Below are 16,570 nucleotides of genomic sequence, written 5' to 3'. Positions count from 1 at the left end.
GCGCCGCGCCGGGCCCCGGGGCAGACTGGCGGTGTGAGGGCACGACGGAGCGGTTCCGGGAGGCGGTGGGCGGCGGGCGCCGTCTGCGGCGTCGTCGCCGCGTTCGCGGGCCTCGCGGTGGCGGAGCCGGTCGCGGCGGTGGTCCGGCCGGAGTCCTTCCCGGTGACCGCGGTGGGCTCCGCGGTCGTCGATCTGACGCCCACCGCCGTCAGGGAGTGGGCCATCGCCGCGTTCGGCACCGCCGACAAGACGGTCCTGACGGCGGGTGTCGTCGCCGCGCTCACCGCGATCGCGGCCGGGGCCGGGCTGCTCGCCCTGCGCAGCCTGCCCGCCGGGATCGCGGTCGCCGGCGGTTTCGGGCTTCTGGGGGCGGCGGCCGCGCTCAGCCGGCCGGCGGCCTCCTGGAAGGACGCCCTGCCCTCTCTCGTCGGCGGACTGGCCGCGGCCGGTGTGCTGTGGGTGCTGATCACCGCGGCCACCCGGCCCCGGCCGCGCGGGGCGCCGCCCGGCGGTGCCTGGGCGATGGACCGGCGCGGCTTCGGGCGACTGGTCGTCGGCGTCCTGGCCGCGGCGGGCGCGGCCGGCCTCGCCGGACGGCGGCTTGGCGCCCACGGCTCGGCGGGGGCGACCGCCTCCAGGGCCGATCTGGTCCTTCCCCCGCCTGCCGTGCCCGCGCCGCCGGTGCCGGCCGGTGCGGACCTGCGGGTGCCCGGCGTCGGCCCCTTCCTCACCCCCGCCCGGGACTTCTACCGGGTGGACACGGCTCTGGTCGTGCCCCGCGTGGACGCCGACACCTGGCGGCTGAGCATCCGCGGCGAGGGGGTCCCGCGTCCCCTCACCGTCGGCCTGCGGGAGTTGCTCGCCCGACCCCTGGTCGAGCACGACATCACCCTCACCTGCGTGTCGAACGAGGTCGGCGGACCTTACGCGGGCAACGCGCGCTGGCTGGGCGTACGGCTCGCGGACCTGCTCCGCGAGGCCGGGGTGCGGCCCCCCTCCCGGGGCGGCCCCGCCGACCAGCTCGTGGCCCGTTCCGTCGACGGCATGACGCTGGGCACGCCCGTCGAGACGGTGATGGACGGCCGGGAGGCACTGCTGGCCGTGGGGATGAACGGCGAGCCGCTGCCCTTCGCGCACGGCTTCCCCGTCCGGATGGTCGTACCGGGCCTGTACGGGTACGTCTCCGCCTGCAAGTGGCTGACCGAGCTGCGGCTGACCACCTTCGCGGCGTACGACGCGTACTGGGTCCGCAGGTCCTGGGCGCAGCGGGCCCCGGTGAAGACCCAGTCGAGGATCGACACCCCGCGCCCCTACGCGGCCGTGCGGCCGGGCCGGGTGGCGGTGGCGGGGGTGGCGTGGGCGCAGCACCGCGGGATCCGCCGGGTCGAGGTACGGGTGGACGGCGGCCCCTGGCAGGAGGCGCGGCTCGGCGCGGCGGACGGCGTGGACACCTGGCGGCAGTGGGTGTGGCCGTGGGAGGCGACGGCCGGACCGCACACCCTGGAGGTCCGGGCGACGGACGGTACGGGCGCCGTCCAGACCGGGGTGCGCGGCGGAACCGTGCCGGACGGGGCAACGGGCTGGCACGCGGTGCAGGTCCGCGTCGCGGACCCCGGCTGACCGCCTCGCGCCCGGGCCCGGCCGGCGCCCCGGAGGACCGCCGTCCGCGTCACCGGCGGACGTCACCGGCGGACGTCACCGGCGGACGTCACTCGCGGAACGCCTCCCGCGTGCGGCGGGTGGGGCCGCCGGTTAGCCTGCCGGGACGAGGCCTGCAATCGCGAGGCGGGGGACCTTCGTCTTCGACCCGCAAGGGGGGCACGCCGTGCGACATTCCAGGACCTTCACCCTCGCCTGTGTGGGAGCTCTCATGCTCGGCGCGGCCCTGGCGGGCGGCTACCCGGCCGGTCGCGCCGAGAGCGCCGCCCGGCAGTGCCCGGCGGGCCAGGTCTCGCGGGGCGGCACGTGCCTGCCGGCCGACACGGAGGCGTTCGTCGAGCGGCAGGTCGCAGACGCGCTGAAGACCTACCGGCTCACCGCCGCGATGGCCGGGGTGTGGGTCGACGGCGAGCGGGTGTCGGCCGCCGCGGCCGGGGAGACGATGACGGGCTTCCCCGCGACGACGGACATGCGGTTCCGCATCGGGTCGGTCGCGATCCCCCTGATGACGACCGAGCTGCTCAGGCTGGTCGACGAGGGCAGGGTGACGCTCGACGACAAGCTCTCCCGCTGGCGCCCCGACCTGCCGCACGCGGACGAGGTCACGCTGAGGATGCTGGCGTCCGCCTCCGCCGGATACGCGGACTACGTCACGGACGACGCCTTCATCGACGCCCTCTACGAGAACCCCTTCCGGCACTGGACCGGAGAGGAGCTGGTCCGGATCGCGATGTCCAGGCCCATGGCCCGGCCGCCCGGTTCGGGCTTCGCCTACTCGCACGCCGACTGGGTGCTCCTGGGAGACATCATCGCCCGGGTAGAGGAGAGGCCTCTGGGGGAGGTGATGCGCGAGAAGGTCCTTGAGCCGATGGGCCTGACCCAGACCGACATCTCGTCCAGGGCCGAGATCTCCCCGCCGGTGCTGCACGGCTTCGACAACGAGCGGGGGGTGTTCGAGGACTCCACCTACTGGGACCCGTCGTGGACCGTGGCGGAGGGGGCAGTGATGACCTCGACACTGGAGGACATGGCGAAGTCCTTCACCGCGATCGGCGAGGGGAAGCTGCTCACCCCCCAGTCGCACAAGGCCCAGCTGACTCCGGTCGTCAAGATCAAGGGGAACGCCTGGTTCGCCCTGGGGCTGCCCGTGGAGAACACCTGGATCCTGCAGAACCCGTCCTTCGCGGGCTACGCGGGTACGGTCGCCTACCTGCCGTCCCGGAAGCTCGCCATCGCCACGGTGGCGACCCAGGGTCGCGGCAGCACCGTCCGGAACGCCAGCTCGAACGTGCTCCAGGCGATCGCCGCCCATTTGGCCCCGGAGCGCCCCCTGTCCCTGGGCTGACCCACCGACCCGCTGTCCGCCGGGGCCGGTCCCGGCGGACAGCGGCGGGTCAGCGACGGTGCAGGCGCACCGGCAGGGCCTCGACGCTGTTGCCGATGAAGCTGCGCTGGTGGGGCAGTTCGACCTCGGCGGTGGCGAGGTCGAGGTCGGGGAAGCGCGTGAACAGCCGCTCAAGCGCGATGGTGGCCTCCAGCCGGGCCAGCGGGGCGCCCACGCAGTAGTGTGCGCCGTGCCCGAAGGAGAGGCTGCGGGCGGCCGTGGGGCGGGTGATGTCGAATCGGTCGGCGTCCGGACCGTGGACGTCCTCGTCGCGGCCGGCCGCGGTATAGCCGGCGAGGACCGGGGTGCCCTGCGGGATCACGGTGCCGCCGACGGTCAGGTCCCGGGTGGGGTAGCGGAAGGGGAACCAGCTGACGGGGCCGTCCCAGCGCAGCGTCTCGTCCACGACGTCCGACCAGGTCGCCCCGCCCTCCAGGACGAGCGCGAGCTGGTCGCGGTGGGTGCACAGAGCGCGGACGGCGTTGCTGATGAGGTTGAGGGTGGTCTCGTGACCCGCGACGAGCATCAGCCGCATGGTGCCGCCGAGTTCGGCCTCGCTGAGCCGGTCGCCGTCGTCCTCGCGGGCCGCGATCAGGGCGCTGGTCAGGTCCTCGCCCGGCTCCGCCCGGCGGGTCGCGGCGATCGTGCCCATGAGTTCGACGAGCTCCCGTACGGCGGCCATCGCCTCGGCCGGGGTGGTGTCGGTCGCGATGATCACTTTGTTGGACAGGTGGTGGAGGCGTGCCCGGTGCCCGGGGTCCACGCCGAGCAGTTCGCAGATCACGCTCATCGGGAGCGGGAGCGCGAAGTGTTCGCGCAGGTCGGCGACCCCATCGGGCGATTCCGCGGCGGCCCGGTCCAGGTCGTCGAGGAGTTCGGCGGTGAGTTCCTCGACGCGCGGGCGCAGGCGTTCCACCTGGCGCGCCGTGAAAGCCCTGCCGACCAGGGCACGGAGACGGCGGTGGTCGTCCTCGTCGGCGGTGTGCATGCCCCGGGCGTCGGCGAAGGCCCGCAGTGGCCAGTCGCGGGGGATGCTGCCGTCGTGCAGGGCGGGGAAGTGCCGTGCATCCTTGGCCACTTCGGGGTGGGCGAGGAACTCCTTCAGCGCGTGATGGCCCAGGACGACCGCTCCGGGCACTCCGCCGGGGAGCACGACCTGCGCGACGGCCCCGTGCTCGGCGCGCAGCCGGGCGTTGAGGGCGTGCGGGCAGCCTCCGGCCGGGTCGATCACGTACGGGGCGTCCGGGCCGGACGGAGTCTGCGGGACGGGTGCGGCGTGGGAGGACAAACCGGTTCTCCTGACCTGGTGGACGGGACTCGGTCAACAGTGCTGCCCCGAAGGCTGGTTGGACAAGTCGGTACCCGGCCCGTGCAGGCGGCCGGTCTCGGTGAGGGAGAGGGGGTGGTGAAGGGCCGGGCTCACGGCCGGTGCGGCGGGCGCTGCGGCGGGTGGTCCGCCGGCGTCCCGGCCGGGAACCCGCGTGTTGGGCGGGTGACGGGCGGGCCGGCCGCCGTAGGGTCGTTGCATGACTCTCGAAGGCACCGGAGGTCTCCACGGCAGGGTGGCCCTCGTCGCGGGCGCCACGCGGGGCGCGGGCCGGGGCATCGCGGTCGAGCTGGGGGCGCGGGGCGCGACGGTGTACGTGTCGGGGCGCAGCACCCCGGGCCGGCGTTCGGAGTACGACCGGCCCGAGACGATCGAGGAGACCGCCGAGCTGGTCACCGCAGCGGGCGGCCGGGGGATCGCGGTGGTCGCCGACCATCTGGTGCCCGGTGAGGTGGAGGCGCTGGTGCGGCGGATCGACGCCGAACAGGGCCGCCTCGACGTGTTGGTGAACGACATCTGGGGCGGGGAGCTGCTCTTCGAGTGGGACAGCACGGTGTGGGAGCACGACCTGGACAAGGGGCTTCGGCTGATGCGACTGGCGGTGGAGACGCATGCCGTCACCAGCCATTTCGCGGTGCCGCTGCTGCTGCGCGAGCCGGGTGGCCTGGTGGTGGAGATGACGGACGGCACCGCCGACTACAACGCGACCCGTTACCGGGTCTCCTTCTTCTACGACATCGCCAAGTCCTGCGTGCTGCGGATGGCGTTCGCCCTGGGGCACGAGCTGGGTCCACGGGGGGCAACGGCGGTGGCCCTGACACCGGGCTGGCTGCGCTCGGAGATGATGCTCGACGCCTTCGGGGTGCGGGAGGAGAACTGGCGGGACGCGCTGGCCGAGGTTCCGCACTTCGCGATCTCCGAGACCCCCGCGTACGTGGGCCGCGCGGTCGCGGCCCTCGCCGCGGACCCGGAGGTGTCCCGTTGGAACGGCCAGTCCCTCTCCAGCGGCGGGCTGGCACGGGTCTACGGCTTCACCGACCTGGACGGCAGCCGCCCCGACGCCTGGCGCTACCTGGTCGAAGTCCAGGATCCCGGCCACCCTGCGGACACCACCGGCTACCGCTAGGCCGTCTCTTTCGGATCTTGCCGTTACGTCCGCGGAGGCTCACCGGGTCACCCCACCAGCCCGTCGGCGCCCCGGCGCCCCGGGGGCCGGACGACGGCTCACGGGGCGGCGCGGGAGGACAGGCGGTGGGCGAGGCCGTCCAGGACGCATCGGAGGCCGAAGGCCCAGATCGTCCCGGGGTGGTAGCCGGCGACCGCGGTGCCGACCCGGGTCGCCAGGGGGTAGCGGTCGGGCTCCAGGACGCGTTCCAGCAGCGGCGCGCTGACGGCCCACCAGTCCTCCTGGCTCAGGCGGCTGTTGTGGTCGGCGTCGTCGGCGGCGGCCAGCGCGTTGGCGTGCACGAAGCCGAGCAGGTGGGTCAGGGCGGCATCCATCTCGGTGTCGGTGAGCCCGATACCGTCGAAGGCCGCCAGCTCGTGCTCGTACTTCCCGATCACCCCGGGGCCCAGCGGCGGACGCGTGACGGCCAGGCCGGTGATCCAGGGGTGGCGGAGCATCAGGTCCCGGTTGTCCTCGGCGACCCGGGTCACCCGCGCCCGCCAGGGCTCCTTCGGGTCCGCCGGACGGCGCTCCATCCGCAGGTAGGCGTCGTCGAGCATCAGGTCGAGGAGCTCGGCCTTGCCGGGGACGTACGTGTAGAGCGTCATCGGCGTCACACCGAGCCGCTGCGCGAGCGCCCGCATGGTCAGCGCGGCCAGCCCTTCCTCGTCGGCGAGCACGGTCGCGGCGCGGACGACGGCGTCGACACTGAGGCCCTGCCGCGGGCCGCGGCGACCCGGCTGCGCGGGCTGTCCGGACGCGCGCCACAAAAGCTCCAGCGTGCGGACGGGGTCTCCCGCCCCGCTGCGATCCTGCACCATGTCCCGGCCTCCGCACACACTCCATCAATTCACTACGCCGTACAGAATACACCGTATAGAGTAAAGCGCAGTGAGTCAGCCGAGACCCCGCACCTCGAGGAGTTCCGTGCACATCGCCGCCGACAACCACCAGGTCATCCAGGTCCGCGGGGCCCGCGAGAACAATCTCGCCGACATATCCCTCGACATCCCCAAGCGCCGCCTCACGGTCTTCACCGGCGTTTCCGGCTCCGGGAAGTCCTCCCTCGTCTTCGGCACCATCGCCGCCGAGTCGCAGCGCATGATCAACGAGACGTACACCGCCTTCATCCAGTCCTTCATGCCGAGCCTCGGCCGGCCGGACGTGGACGGACTGCACAACCTGAGCGCCGCCATCGTCGTCGACCAGGAGCGGATGGGCGCGGGTTCCCGCTCCACCGTGGGTACCGCCACCGACGCCTACACCATGCTGCGCATCATCTACTCCCGCGTCGGCACGCCCCACATCGGCACGTCCAGCGCGTTCAGCTTCAACAACCCCGAGGGGATGTGCCCGCGCTGCGAGGGCGTCGGCGAGGTCTCCGACATCGACGTGGACCAGCTGGTCGACCGCGAACTCTCGCTCAACGAGGGCGCGATCACCGCCCCCGGCTTCGCCGTGGACTCCTGGTACTGGCAGAACATGGCGAACTCCGGCTTCTACTCCCCCGACACCAAACTCAAGGACTTCACCGAACAGGAGTGGGCCGACTTCCTCCACAAGAGCGCGGTGAAGGTCAAGGCCGGCTCCAACGGCTTCACCTACGAGGGCCTGATCACCAAGATCACCCGCCTCCACCTCGCCAAGGACCGCGAGTCCATGCAGCCCCACATCCGCGCCTTCGTGGAGCGCGCGGTGATCTTCACCTCCTGCCCGGACTGCGGGGGCACCCGCCTCTCGGCGGCCGCCCGGTCCTCGCGCATCCACGGCGTGAACATCGCCGAGTGCGCGTCGATGCAGATCAGCGAACTCGCCGGCTTCGTGCGCCGGATCGACGATCCCGCCGTGGCGCCGATGCTGTCCAACCTCCGGGGCCTGCTCGACTCCCTCGTCGAGATCGGCCTGGGCTACCTCAGCCTGGACCGCCCCTCGGGCACGCTGTCCGGCGGGGAGGCCCAACGCGTCAAGATGGTCCGCCACCTGGGATCCTCCCTCACGGACGTCACGTACGTCTTCGACGAGCCCACCACCGGCCTGCACCCGCACGACATCCAGCGCATGAACGGCCTGCTGCTGCGGCTGCGCGACAAGGGCAACACCGTCCTGGTCGTGGAGCACAAGCCGGAGGTCATCGCCGTGGCCGACCACGTCGTGGACCTCGGGCCGGGCGCCGGCACGGCGGGCGGGCAGCTCTGCTACAGCGGGGACGTCGCGGGGCTGCGCGCCTCCGGCACTCTCACCGGGCGCCACCTCGGACACCGAACACGACTGCGGGAGTCGGTGCGCAGCCCGCGCGGCCACCTGTCGGTGAAGGGCGCCGACCTGCACAACCTCAAGGACGTCAGCGTGGACGTGCCGCTCGGCGTCCTCACGGTGGTGACGGGTGTCGCGGGGTCCGGGAAGAGCTCACTGATCCACGGCTACCTGGCCGGGCGCGAGGGGGTGGTGGTGGCCGACCAGTCCCCGATCCGCGGCTCGCGCCGGTCCAACCCGGCCACCTACACCGGGCTGCTGGGGCCGATCCGGACCGCCTTCGCCAAGGCCAACGGCGTCAAGGCCGCGCTGTTCAGCGCGAACTCGGAGGGTGCCTGCCCCAAGTGCAACGGCCTCGGGCTCGTCTACACGGACCTGGCGATGATGGCCGGGGTGGCCACGGTGTGCGAGGAGTGCGAGGGCAGGCGGTTCACCCCCGAGGTGCTGACGTACCGGCTGCGCGGCAAGAACATCAGCGAGGTGCTGAACATGCCGGTCGCGGAGGCGTACGCGTTCTTCCCCAGCGGCCAGGCGCGGGCCGTCCTGGGGCGGCTGGTGGACGTGGGCCTCTCGTACGTGCGGCTCGGCCAGCCGCTCAACACCCTGTCCGGCGGTGAGCGGCAGCGGCTGAAACTGGCGATCAGCATGGCGGAGAAGTCCTCGACGTACATCCTGGACGAGCCGACGACCGGGCTGCACATGGCCGACGTCGACAAGCTGCTGGCCCTGCTCGACCGGCTGGTCGAGGACGGCAACTCGGTGATCGTCATCGAGCACCACCAGGCCGTGATGGCGCACGCAGACTGGCTGATCGACATCGGCCCCGGCGGCGGGCACTCCGGCGGCCGGGTCGTCTTCGAGGGCACCCCGGCCGCCCTGGTGGCCGGGGCGGACACGCTGACCGCCCGGCACCTCCGGGAGTACGTCGGCGCCGACGCGTAGGCCTGCGCGGCTGCTCCCGCCCGCGCCCCACCCGCCGAGGGCTACGGCAGGCTCGACCCGTGGTCTTCGGCGAGCGGGGCGAAGAACCGCTCCACGTCGGCCTCGGTGACCGCGGTCAGGGTCGGCGGGGACCAGCGCGGGGCGCGGTCCTTGTCGACGACCTGCGCCCGGATGCCCTCCACCAGGTCGGGTGAGGCCAGCGCGTTGCAGGAGACCCGGTACTCCTGGGCCAGCGCCTGCTCCAGTGTGCCGAGGTCGGCGGCCCGGCGCACCGAGGCGAGGGTGACCTTCAGCGCGGTCGGGGACTTGGCGAGGATCGTCTCCGCGGCCTCCTTCGCCGCCGGATCGCCCTGGTCGGTCAGCCGCTGGACGATCTCCTCGACGGTCCCGGCCGCGTAGCAGCGGTCGATCCAGGAGCGCTGTCCGGCGAGTACCCCGGGGGCGGGTGTGGCGGCGTACCGCGGCAGGACCTCGCCCGCGGGGGCGGTGGCGAGCGCGGCTGTCAGCTCCGGGAGTCGGGCAGCGGGTACGAAGTGGTCGGCGAGCCCGCAGAGCAGCGCGTCGGCGGCGCCCACGGCGGCACCGGTGAGGGCGAGATGGGTACCGAGCCGGCCCGGGGCGCGGCCCAGCAGCCAGGTGCCGCCGACGTCCGGGACGAAGCCGATGCCGGTCTCGGGCATGGCGACTCGGGAGCGTTCGGTGACGACGCGGACGCTGCCGTGGGAGGAGACGCCGACGCCGCCGCCCATGACGATGCCGTCCATGAGGGCGACGTACGGCTTGGGGTATCGGGCGATACGGGCGTTGAGCCGGTACTCGTCGCGCCAGAAGCCGGCGGAGGCGGTGGTCCCCGCCCTGGCGTCGTCGTGGATGGCCCGGATGTCACCTCCCGCGCACAGTCCGCGCTCGCCCGCTCCGCGGATCAGCACCTGCCCGACGGCGTCGTCGTCCGCCCAGGCGTCGAGGGCCTCGGCCATCCGCAACACCATCGTGTGGGTGAGCGCGTTGAGGGCCCCGGGGCGGTTGAGGGTGACCACGCCGGTCCGTCCCTCGACGTGGAACAGGACGGTGCCGTCGTCGGAGGTGGTGTGCGCGTCGGTATCGGGTTGGCTTTTCACAGCCCTCACAGTAGGGCCACGCCAACGGTGCGCCCCGGGCGCCCGGCGCCGGCAGCACGGGGCACGGGCCGGGCGGCGGGGCACGGGCCGGTCTGCGGTGCACGGGCCGGGCGGCGGGCGCTCAGTGCACCAGGCGTACGCGCTGGCTGGTCAGTTCGTAGCGGGCGCCCACGACGGCAAGCGCCCCGGCGGAGATCCTGGCGGCCATCTCGGGCTCCGCGGCCAGCCGCCCCCGCACCAGCCGCACGTTCGCGGTGATCGCGGCGTCGATCCGCGCGGCGCCGCGGAGCCCCCGGTCGATGGCGGGGCGGATCTGATCGACCAGATACTGCATGTGGCCCGGGAGCGGCGGTCCGCCCTCGGCGGCCCGCACCGCTGCGCCGACGGCCCCGCAGGACTGGTGTCCCAGGATGACGACCAGCGGGATGCGCAGCTCCAGGACTCCGTAGGCGATGCTCCCGAGGACCGCCTCGTCCAGGACCTCGCCCGCCGAGCGCACGGTGAGCAGGTCACCGAGGCCCTGGTCGAAGACCAGTTCCGGCGGGACCCGGGAGTCGACGCAGCCGAGGACGACGGCGAACGGGTGCTGGCCGGCGACCAGCGTGCGCCGCACGGTGCGCGTCTGGTCGGGATGGCGCTCGTGGTAGGTCCGCCAGCGCCCGTTTCCCGTCACCAGTTCACGCAGCGCCGACTCGGGGGTGGTGGGCCTCGATCCGGCCCCGCCCCCGGGCGGAGCGGCCATGGGCACGCGGGCGGAGCCCGCCACCAGCCCAGCCCCCACGGCGGCCACGCCCGTCAGCACCGCCCGGGCCAGCCGCCGCCGGCCCGGGACCTCTCGACCTTCAGCCTCGACACTCATATCAGGACAAACTATTCACTTGCGACTCGCCGGCTCCGCAGGACACGGCCCCGGTTCAGTCGAGCCCCGAGCGCGCTTCGGGGTCGGTGGCGTGGACGGTGTCGTGGAGGAAGCCGCCCGACTGGTGTTTCCACAGCCGCGCGTAAGCGCCCTCTGCGGCAAGGAGTTCCCGGTGCGAGCCCTGCTCCACGATGCGGCCCCGGTCCAGGACGACGAGCCGGTCCATGGTGGCCACGGTGCTCAGCCGGTGGGCCACCACGAGGGCGGTCCGGCCCTCCATGAGCCGCCATAGTGCCTCCTGCACCAGGATCTCGCTCTCGGAGTCCAGGGCGCTGGTCGCCTCGTCGAGCAGCAGGATCGGCGCGTCGCGCAGGATGGCTCGGGCGAGGGCGACCCGCTGGCGCTGTCCGCCGGACAGTTTGACGCCGCGTTCGCCGACCATGGTGTCGAAACCGTCCGGCAGCGCGTCGGCGAACTCCGTGACGTGCGCCGCCTCGGCGGCGCGGCGGACCTCTGCCTCGGTGGCGCCGGGCCGGGCGAAGGCGATGTTCTCCCGCAGTGTCCGGTGGAACATCGCCGGGTCCTGGGGCACGTAGGCGAGCCGGCTGCGCAGGTCGGCCTGCCGCAGCCGGCTGATGTCCTGGCCGCCGATCATGATCCGGCCGCCGTCGACGTCCGTCATCCGCAGCAGCAGCCGGGTGAGCGTGGTCTTGCCGCCGCCGGACCGGCCGACGAGACCGATCTTCGATCCGCTGGGCACGTCCAGGTCGAGGCCCTCGAAGAGCGGCCGCGCTCCGCCGTGGGAGAAGTCCACCCGTTCGAACCGGACGTCGGCGCTCTCGGAGCGCAGCGGCTCCGGCACCGCCGGGTCGAGCACCGTGGGCGGCTCCAGCAGCAGTTCGGTGAACTGCGCCGCCTCCGTCATCGAGCTCTCCAGGCGCCGGTAGATCTGGTTGAACTCGAACATGATGCGGGTCGCGTTGGCGTAGTAGGTGAAGGTGACGATGATCGCCTCCACGCCATGCTCGCCCGCGCCGAGGGCGACGGCGATCAGCAGTCCCAGCACGTTCGTCAGCACGGACAGGGGCGCGACCAGCGTGTCGATGCGCAGGTTGCCGTAGTCCCACGAGCGGAGTGTCAGCCGCCGCGACTCCGCGACGCGGGACTGGTGCTCGGCGGCCTCACGGCCCTCGGCGGCGAACGCCCGCACCGTGTCCATGTTCATCAGGCTGTCGGCGACGTGGCCCGAGACCCGGGCGATCGCCTCCTCGCGCTGGGCGACGAGGGTCTGGCGGCGGCGGATGAGGGGGGTGACACAGAACGCCGTCAGAACGATCAGCGCGAGGAGGCCGACCACGAGCATCGGTTCGTACTGCCAGAGCACCACGGAAGCGAAGAGCAGCGGCACGAAGCTGCCCATGACGGAGAACGTCAGCGTGTCGACGAACTCCTCGAAGCGGGAGGCGAAGCTCAGGACGCGCTTGGTCAGCGACCCGGCGAAGTTGTCGTGGAAGAACGCCGCGTCCTTCGCGAACAGCTCGTCCATTCCGATGACGTAGAGGTGCTCGATGCCGCGGGCGTCAAGGCGGTTGAGGCAGTGCAGTCCGATCCGCCACAGCACCTCGGCGAGCAGCAGGACGCCGGCGAAGCCGAGGACGTAGGGCAGCATCGCGTCGATTCCGGCGGAGCCTCCGTCGGCGACCCGGCCGACGAGTTTCGCGACGACCAGCGGCGCGACGTAGAAGATGCCGATGTTGCCCAGCGCCGGGAGCAGCATGGCCGGAGCGGTCAGCCCGCGCAGGCGCGCCAGCTCGCGTCCGTAGGAGCGAAGTGCGAGGAGGACCGAGCCCCGGCTCGGCTTGTTCTCGGGTGATTTCGGTGAATCCATCCCCAACCCTGTGTGGTCGGACCGGCAGGACAGGAGTCGGAGTGTCCCGTATGGGCGCCGGGGCGGTCCACGCGTTTTCCGGGCGCCGAGCGCTGTCCCCCAGCCCTCGGGAGGGCTCGCGCGCGGTCGGCGGGGCGGGGAGCCGTCGGCCGGGCGAAGGCGGCGTGTGCCGCGTTGGGCTGCCCCTGCGCCGCCGGAGCCCCCGCCCCTTTCGAGCCATTCACGCGGACACGCTTGCCGCCGACCACGCACGGGTGGCTAGGATCACGGCATGATCACGGCTCGGTCGTCCTCCGGCGCGCCGCGGACCCGGGGAAGCCGGAGTCCGCTGCTGCTCCTGTGGTCGGCCCTGCTCCTGCTCGGGCTGCTCGACGCGCACGGGATCGGCGCGGGGAGCGGCGACCTGCACCACGGCCGTTCGGTCTCCGCCTCCGCCGTGCCCTCGCAGGCCCTCGTGTTCGGCGCGGACACCGCCGCGCATCCGGCCGAGCAGTGCATGCCCGGCCGCTCCGAGCGCGGTACGGCTCCCGCGGGCCACCCGCAGGCGAGCGCCGGCCCGGCCACGCGCGCCCGGCGGGCAGACGCTTCCGCGCCGCCGCAGACGACCCCGCGGACCTGTGGCGCCCCGCTCCCGCCCGCGCACGGAGTGCTGCGCCTCTAGGCCGTGTCGCGAACGTCCCGCGCGGCGCCTGCACGCACCCTCGCGCGTTGTCGGGATCACCGGAGTACGCCCGGTACGAGGGCGGACGGCGCCACATGCGCAACCCTTCCTCGACCGTCTCCACGCCGCCACGGGCCGGCTGGGCCACGCGGCCCAGGGCGTTCACCCTTCCCGGGTGTTCAGGGGGCGCGCCAACCGGTGCCCCGGGCATCGGCGGAACACTCCGCATGACCCCACGGCACCACCCGCCTGCCCGTACCGGGCTCCCCCGTCCCCGCCCACGGTCCGACGCACCTCCCGGAGGAGCCGTGTCCTTCCGTCCTTCCCCCTCCGCCCGCCGCACGGGTGCCCTCGTACGGCCGCTGCTCGTGCTGTCCGCGCTGCTCGCGCTGTCCGCCTTCACCGCCGCGCTGGTCGGCTGCCTCGTCCACGAGGGCGCGCCGTCCCAGCGGCAGGCCTCGGCGCCGTCCGCCCCGGTCCACCACCACGAGAGCGCCGCCGACGACTCCCCGGGAGTGCCCCACCCCGACGACCCCTGCGTCCTCCACCTCGCGCCCCGCGGCGTACCCGACGTCGCGGTGCAGCGCCCGGCCGCCTTCCCGGTGCTGTTCGCGGTACTCCTCGCGCTGCTCGCCGCCGCGCCGCCCGGCCCGGCGCGGCGCGGCGCCTCTCCGTCTCCCGGCACCGCGCTCACGGGACGCAGAACCAGGAACCGGATCTGCTGCTGGCGGATCTAGCAGCCGTTCGTGCGGCCTTGACCCAAGGCCGCCGTCCGACTCCGTCACCCGCGGGCCGACACCGCGACGCGACGGAGACGGACGAGATGTGCACGGAAACAGCCGTCTACGAACGAGAGCCGAGGAAGATGTCCTCTCCGTCCACGCAGACCACCCCGCCCGCCCGCGGCGCCGCCCTGTCCGGGCTCGTCGGCAACACCCCTCTCCTGCGCGTGTCCGAACCCTTCGCCCCCGAGGGCCACGGCTTCTGGGCCAAGCTGGAGGGCTTCAATCCCGGTGGCATCAAGGACCGGCCGGGCCTGCACATGGTCGAACGCGCCCGCGCCCGCGGCGACCTGCTGCCCGGCGCCCGGATCATCGAGTCCACCAGCGGCACCCTCGGCCTGGGGCTCGCCCTGGCCGGCATGGTCCACGGACATCCGGTCACCCTGGTCACCGACCCGGGTCTGGAGCCGTCCATGACCAAACTGCTGACCGCCTACGGAGCCCAGGTCAACGTCGTGGCCGAGCCGCACCCCGCCGGCGGGTGGCAGGAGGCCCGACGCGAACGGGTACGGCAGCTGATGGCCCGGCATCCCGGATCCTGGTGTCCCGATCAGTACAACAACCCCGACAACACTGCCGCCTACACACCGCTCGCCCTCGAACTCGCCACCGCACTGGGGCACATCGACGTCCTCGTGTGCAGCGTGGGCACCGGCGGGCACTCCGCGGGCGTCTCCCGCGTGCTGCGCCAGCTCTACCCGCAACTGGAACTGGTCGGCGTGGACACGATCGGCTCGACCATCTTCGGCCAGCCCGCGCGGCCCCGCCTGATGCGCGGGCTGGGATCGAGCATCTACCCCCGCAACGTCGCCTACGGCGACTTCGGCGAGGTGCACTGGGTGGCCCCGTCCGAAGCGGTGTGGGCCTGCCGGCAGCTCGCGGGCTCGCACTACGCCACGGGCGGCTGGAGCGTCGGTGCGGTGGCCCTGGTCGCCGGCTGGCTGGCCCGGACCCGGGCGGCGGACACCCGTATCGCCGCGGTCTTCCCCGACGGACCCCAGCGCTACCTCGGCACCGTCTACGACGACGACTACTGCGCCGCCCACGGGCTCCTCGACGGCCCGCCGGCCGCCGAACCGGAGGTCGTGGGACGCGTCGACGAGAAGGAGGTCACCCGGTGGACGCGGTGCGCCGCCGTGGTCGATCCGCTGACCGCCGAGGAGCGGGCCCCCCGGTCACCTGAGCGGGCGGAGGGGTCCGGCCGGTGAAGGGGTTCCTCACGCAGGTCCGCTCCTACGACCGCTCCGTCCGGCTGTTGATGGTGAACCAGTTCACCATCAACCTCGGCTTCTACATGCTGATGCCGTACCTGGCCGCGCACCTGTCCGGCTCGCTGGGGCTGGCCGGCTGGCTCGTCGGCCTGGTCCTCGGCGTACGCAACTTCAGCCAGCAGGGGATGTTCCTGATCGGCGGCACCCTGGCCGACCGGCTCGGCTACAAACCCATGATCGTCGCCGGTCTGCTGCTGCGCGTCGTCGGCTTCGCCGCCCTCGGAGTCGTCGACTCCGTGCCCGCCCTGCTGGCGGCCTCGGCGGCCACCGGCCTGGCGGGGGCCCTGTTCAACCCGGCGTCCCGGGCCTACCTGGCCGCGGACGCGGCCGACCGCCGGGTGGAGGCGTTCGCCCTGTTCAACGTCTTCTATCAGGCCGGCATCCTGCTCGGGCCGCTGGTGGGAATGGTGCTGACCGGGGCCGGTTTCCGCGTCACCTGCCTGACGGCGGCCGGGATCTTCGCCGTACTGAGCCTCGTGCAGATCCGCGGCCTGCCCGCACGCGGGGCGGACCGGGCGGGCACGGGGCCCGGCGGCGCACCGGAAAGCGTACGGGCCCAATGGCGGCAGATCCTCGCCAATCGGCCGTTCCTGCTGTTCGCGGCCGCGATGACCGGCTCGTACGTGCTGACCTTCCAGGTGTACCTGGCACTGCCGCTGGAGGTCCGGCGGGTCGGCGGCGACGGGGCGTTCTCGGGGGCCGTGACGGCCGGGCTGTTCGCCGTGTCGGGGCTGAGCACCGTCCTGTTCCAGACGCGGGTGACCGCCTGGTTCAGGGCGCACACGGAGCCCGGCCGGGCGCTGACACGGGGCCTGCTGGTGATGGGCGGCGCGTTCTTGCCGCTGCTCCTGGCGGCGGCCGTGCCGGTGCCGGACGGGGGTGCGGGACGGTGGCTGCTCGCCGCCGGGCCGCCGGTGGCGGCGGCCCTGCTGCTCGCCCTCGGCACGATGATCGCCTACCCGTTCGAGATGGACACCATCATCCGGCTCTCCGGGGACCGTCTCGTCGCGACCCACTACGGGCTCTACAACACGGTCTGCGGCATCGGCATCACCGTGGGCAACCTGCTCACCGGTGCGGCCCTCGACGCGGCCCGGTCCTCGGGTGCGCCGGCGCTGCCGTGGCTGTCCCTGGCCGCTCTGGGCGCCCTGTGCGCCGCCGTGGTCCGTTGGCTGCACCGCAGCGGGCGCCTCGCAGCCACCGGCCTCGCGCAGCGCACGCAGCCGGCCGCCGCCTGAGTCGCCCCTCCCCCGGCGCGGAC

13 protein-coding genes are annotated in these 16,570 nt (G+C 73.4%); 8 read left to right on the top strand and 5 right to left on the bottom strand.

Annotated features, from left to right (window positions below):
- Nucleotides 1–33: 33 nt before the first annotated feature.
- Nucleotides 34–1,620 (top strand): molybdopterin-dependent oxidoreductase, encoded by a 1,587-nt coding sequence (locus tag R4Z63_RS28230; protein WP_384445334.1) that lies wholly within the window; start codon nt 34–36, stop codon nt 1,618–1,620.
- Nucleotides 1,621–1,825: 205 nt separating this feature from the next.
- Complete coding sequence (locus R4Z63_RS28225; protein WP_384445336.1) at nt 1,826–3,004, top strand: serine hydrolase domain-containing protein; 1,179 nt, start codon at nt 1,826–1,828, stop codon at nt 3,002–3,004.
- 49 nt (nt 3,005–3,053) lie between these two features.
- Here R4Z63_RS28225 and R4Z63_RS28220 read toward each other — a convergent pair whose 3' ends face one another.
- Entirely contained in the window at nt 3,054–4,331 is a 1,278-nt protein-coding gene (locus R4Z63_RS28220) for a cytochrome P450 family protein (RefSeq protein ID WP_384445338.1), read from the bottom strand.
- A 238-nt stretch (nt 4,332–4,569) separates the two neighbouring features.
- Here R4Z63_RS28220 and R4Z63_RS28215 point away from each other — a divergent pair, with 238 nt between their 5' ends.
- Nucleotides 4,570–5,496, top strand: a complete 927-nt coding sequence (locus R4Z63_RS28215) for an SDR family oxidoreductase (protein ID WP_384445340.1) — start codon at nt 4,570–4,572, stop codon at nt 5,494–5,496.
- 98 nt (nt 5,497–5,594) lie between these two features.
- Here the strand turns inward: R4Z63_RS28215 and R4Z63_RS28210 are convergent, their stop codons facing one another.
- Nucleotides 5,595–6,356 (bottom strand): TetR/AcrR family transcriptional regulator, encoded by a 762-nt coding sequence (locus tag R4Z63_RS28210; RefSeq protein WP_384445342.1) that lies wholly within the window; start codon nt 6,354–6,356, stop codon nt 5,595–5,597.
- Nucleotides 6,357–6,462: 106 nt separating this feature from the next.
- Here R4Z63_RS28210 and R4Z63_RS28205 point away from each other — a divergent pair, with 106 nt between their 5' ends.
- Entirely contained in the window at nt 6,463–8,730 is a 2,268-nt protein-coding gene (locus R4Z63_RS28205; RefSeq protein WP_384445344.1) for an ATP-binding cassette domain-containing protein, read from the top strand.
- Nucleotides 8,731–8,771: 41 nt separating this feature from the next.
- On the opposite strand, the gene R4Z63_RS28200 is transcribed toward R4Z63_RS28205, so the two are convergent.
- The 3 genes from R4Z63_RS28200 to R4Z63_RS28190 all read right to left on the bottom strand — a co-directional run bounded on the left by R4Z63_RS28200 (nt 8,772) and on the right by R4Z63_RS28190 (nt 12,595).
- On the bottom strand, nt 8,772–9,848 hold the full coding sequence (locus tag R4Z63_RS28200; RefSeq protein WP_384445346.1) for an enoyl-CoA hydratase/isomerase family protein: 1,077 nt from the start codon (nt 9,846–9,848) through the stop codon (nt 8,772–8,774).
- 121 nt (nt 9,849–9,969) lie between these two features.
- Complete coding sequence (locus R4Z63_RS28195) at nt 9,970–10,707, bottom strand: carbonic anhydrase (protein WP_384445348.1); 738 nt, start codon at nt 10,705–10,707, stop codon at nt 9,970–9,972.
- 55 nt (nt 10,708–10,762) lie between these two features.
- Nucleotides 10,763–12,595 (bottom strand): ABC transporter ATP-binding protein, encoded by a 1,833-nt coding sequence (locus R4Z63_RS28190; RefSeq protein WP_078555843.1) that lies wholly within the window; start codon nt 12,593–12,595, stop codon nt 10,763–10,765.
- A 271-nt stretch (nt 12,596–12,866) separates the two neighbouring features.
- On the opposite strand from R4Z63_RS28190, the gene R4Z63_RS28185 reads away from it, so the two are divergent.
- The 4 genes from R4Z63_RS28185 (at nt 12,867) to R4Z63_RS28170 (ending at nt 16,547) form a co-directional block, all read left to right on the top strand.
- On the top strand, nt 12,867–13,256 hold the full coding sequence (locus R4Z63_RS28185) for a hypothetical protein (protein WP_384445350.1): 390 nt from the start codon (nt 12,867–12,869) through the stop codon (nt 13,254–13,256).
- Between the two features lie 308 nt (nt 13,257–13,564).
- Nucleotides 13,565–13,993 carry a hypothetical protein gene (locus R4Z63_RS28180; protein WP_384445351.1) on the top strand — a complete coding sequence of 143 codons (429 nt, stop codon included), beginning with the start codon at nt 13,565–13,567 and terminating at the stop codon, nt 13,991–13,993.
- A gap of 128 nt (nt 13,994–14,121) precedes the next feature.
- Nucleotides 14,122–15,246 carry a PLP-dependent cysteine synthase family protein gene (locus R4Z63_RS28175; RefSeq protein WP_384445376.1) on the top strand — a complete coding sequence of 375 codons (1,125 nt, stop codon included), beginning with the start codon at nt 14,122–14,124 and terminating at the stop codon, nt 15,244–15,246.
- On the top strand, nt 15,243–16,547 hold the full coding sequence (locus R4Z63_RS28170; RefSeq protein WP_384445353.1) for an MFS transporter: 1,305 nt from the start codon (nt 15,243–15,245) through the stop codon (nt 16,545–16,547). Before R4Z63_RS28175 ends, R4Z63_RS28170 begins: the two co-directional genes overlap by 4 nt.
- Nucleotides 16,548–16,570: the final 23 nt, after the last annotated feature.

It is taken from the genome of Streptomyces sp. PL-29, from assembly GCF_058344425.1.
Note: the sequence above shows the minus strand (reverse complement) of the source record. Positions and strands in the feature narration are given on the sequence as shown.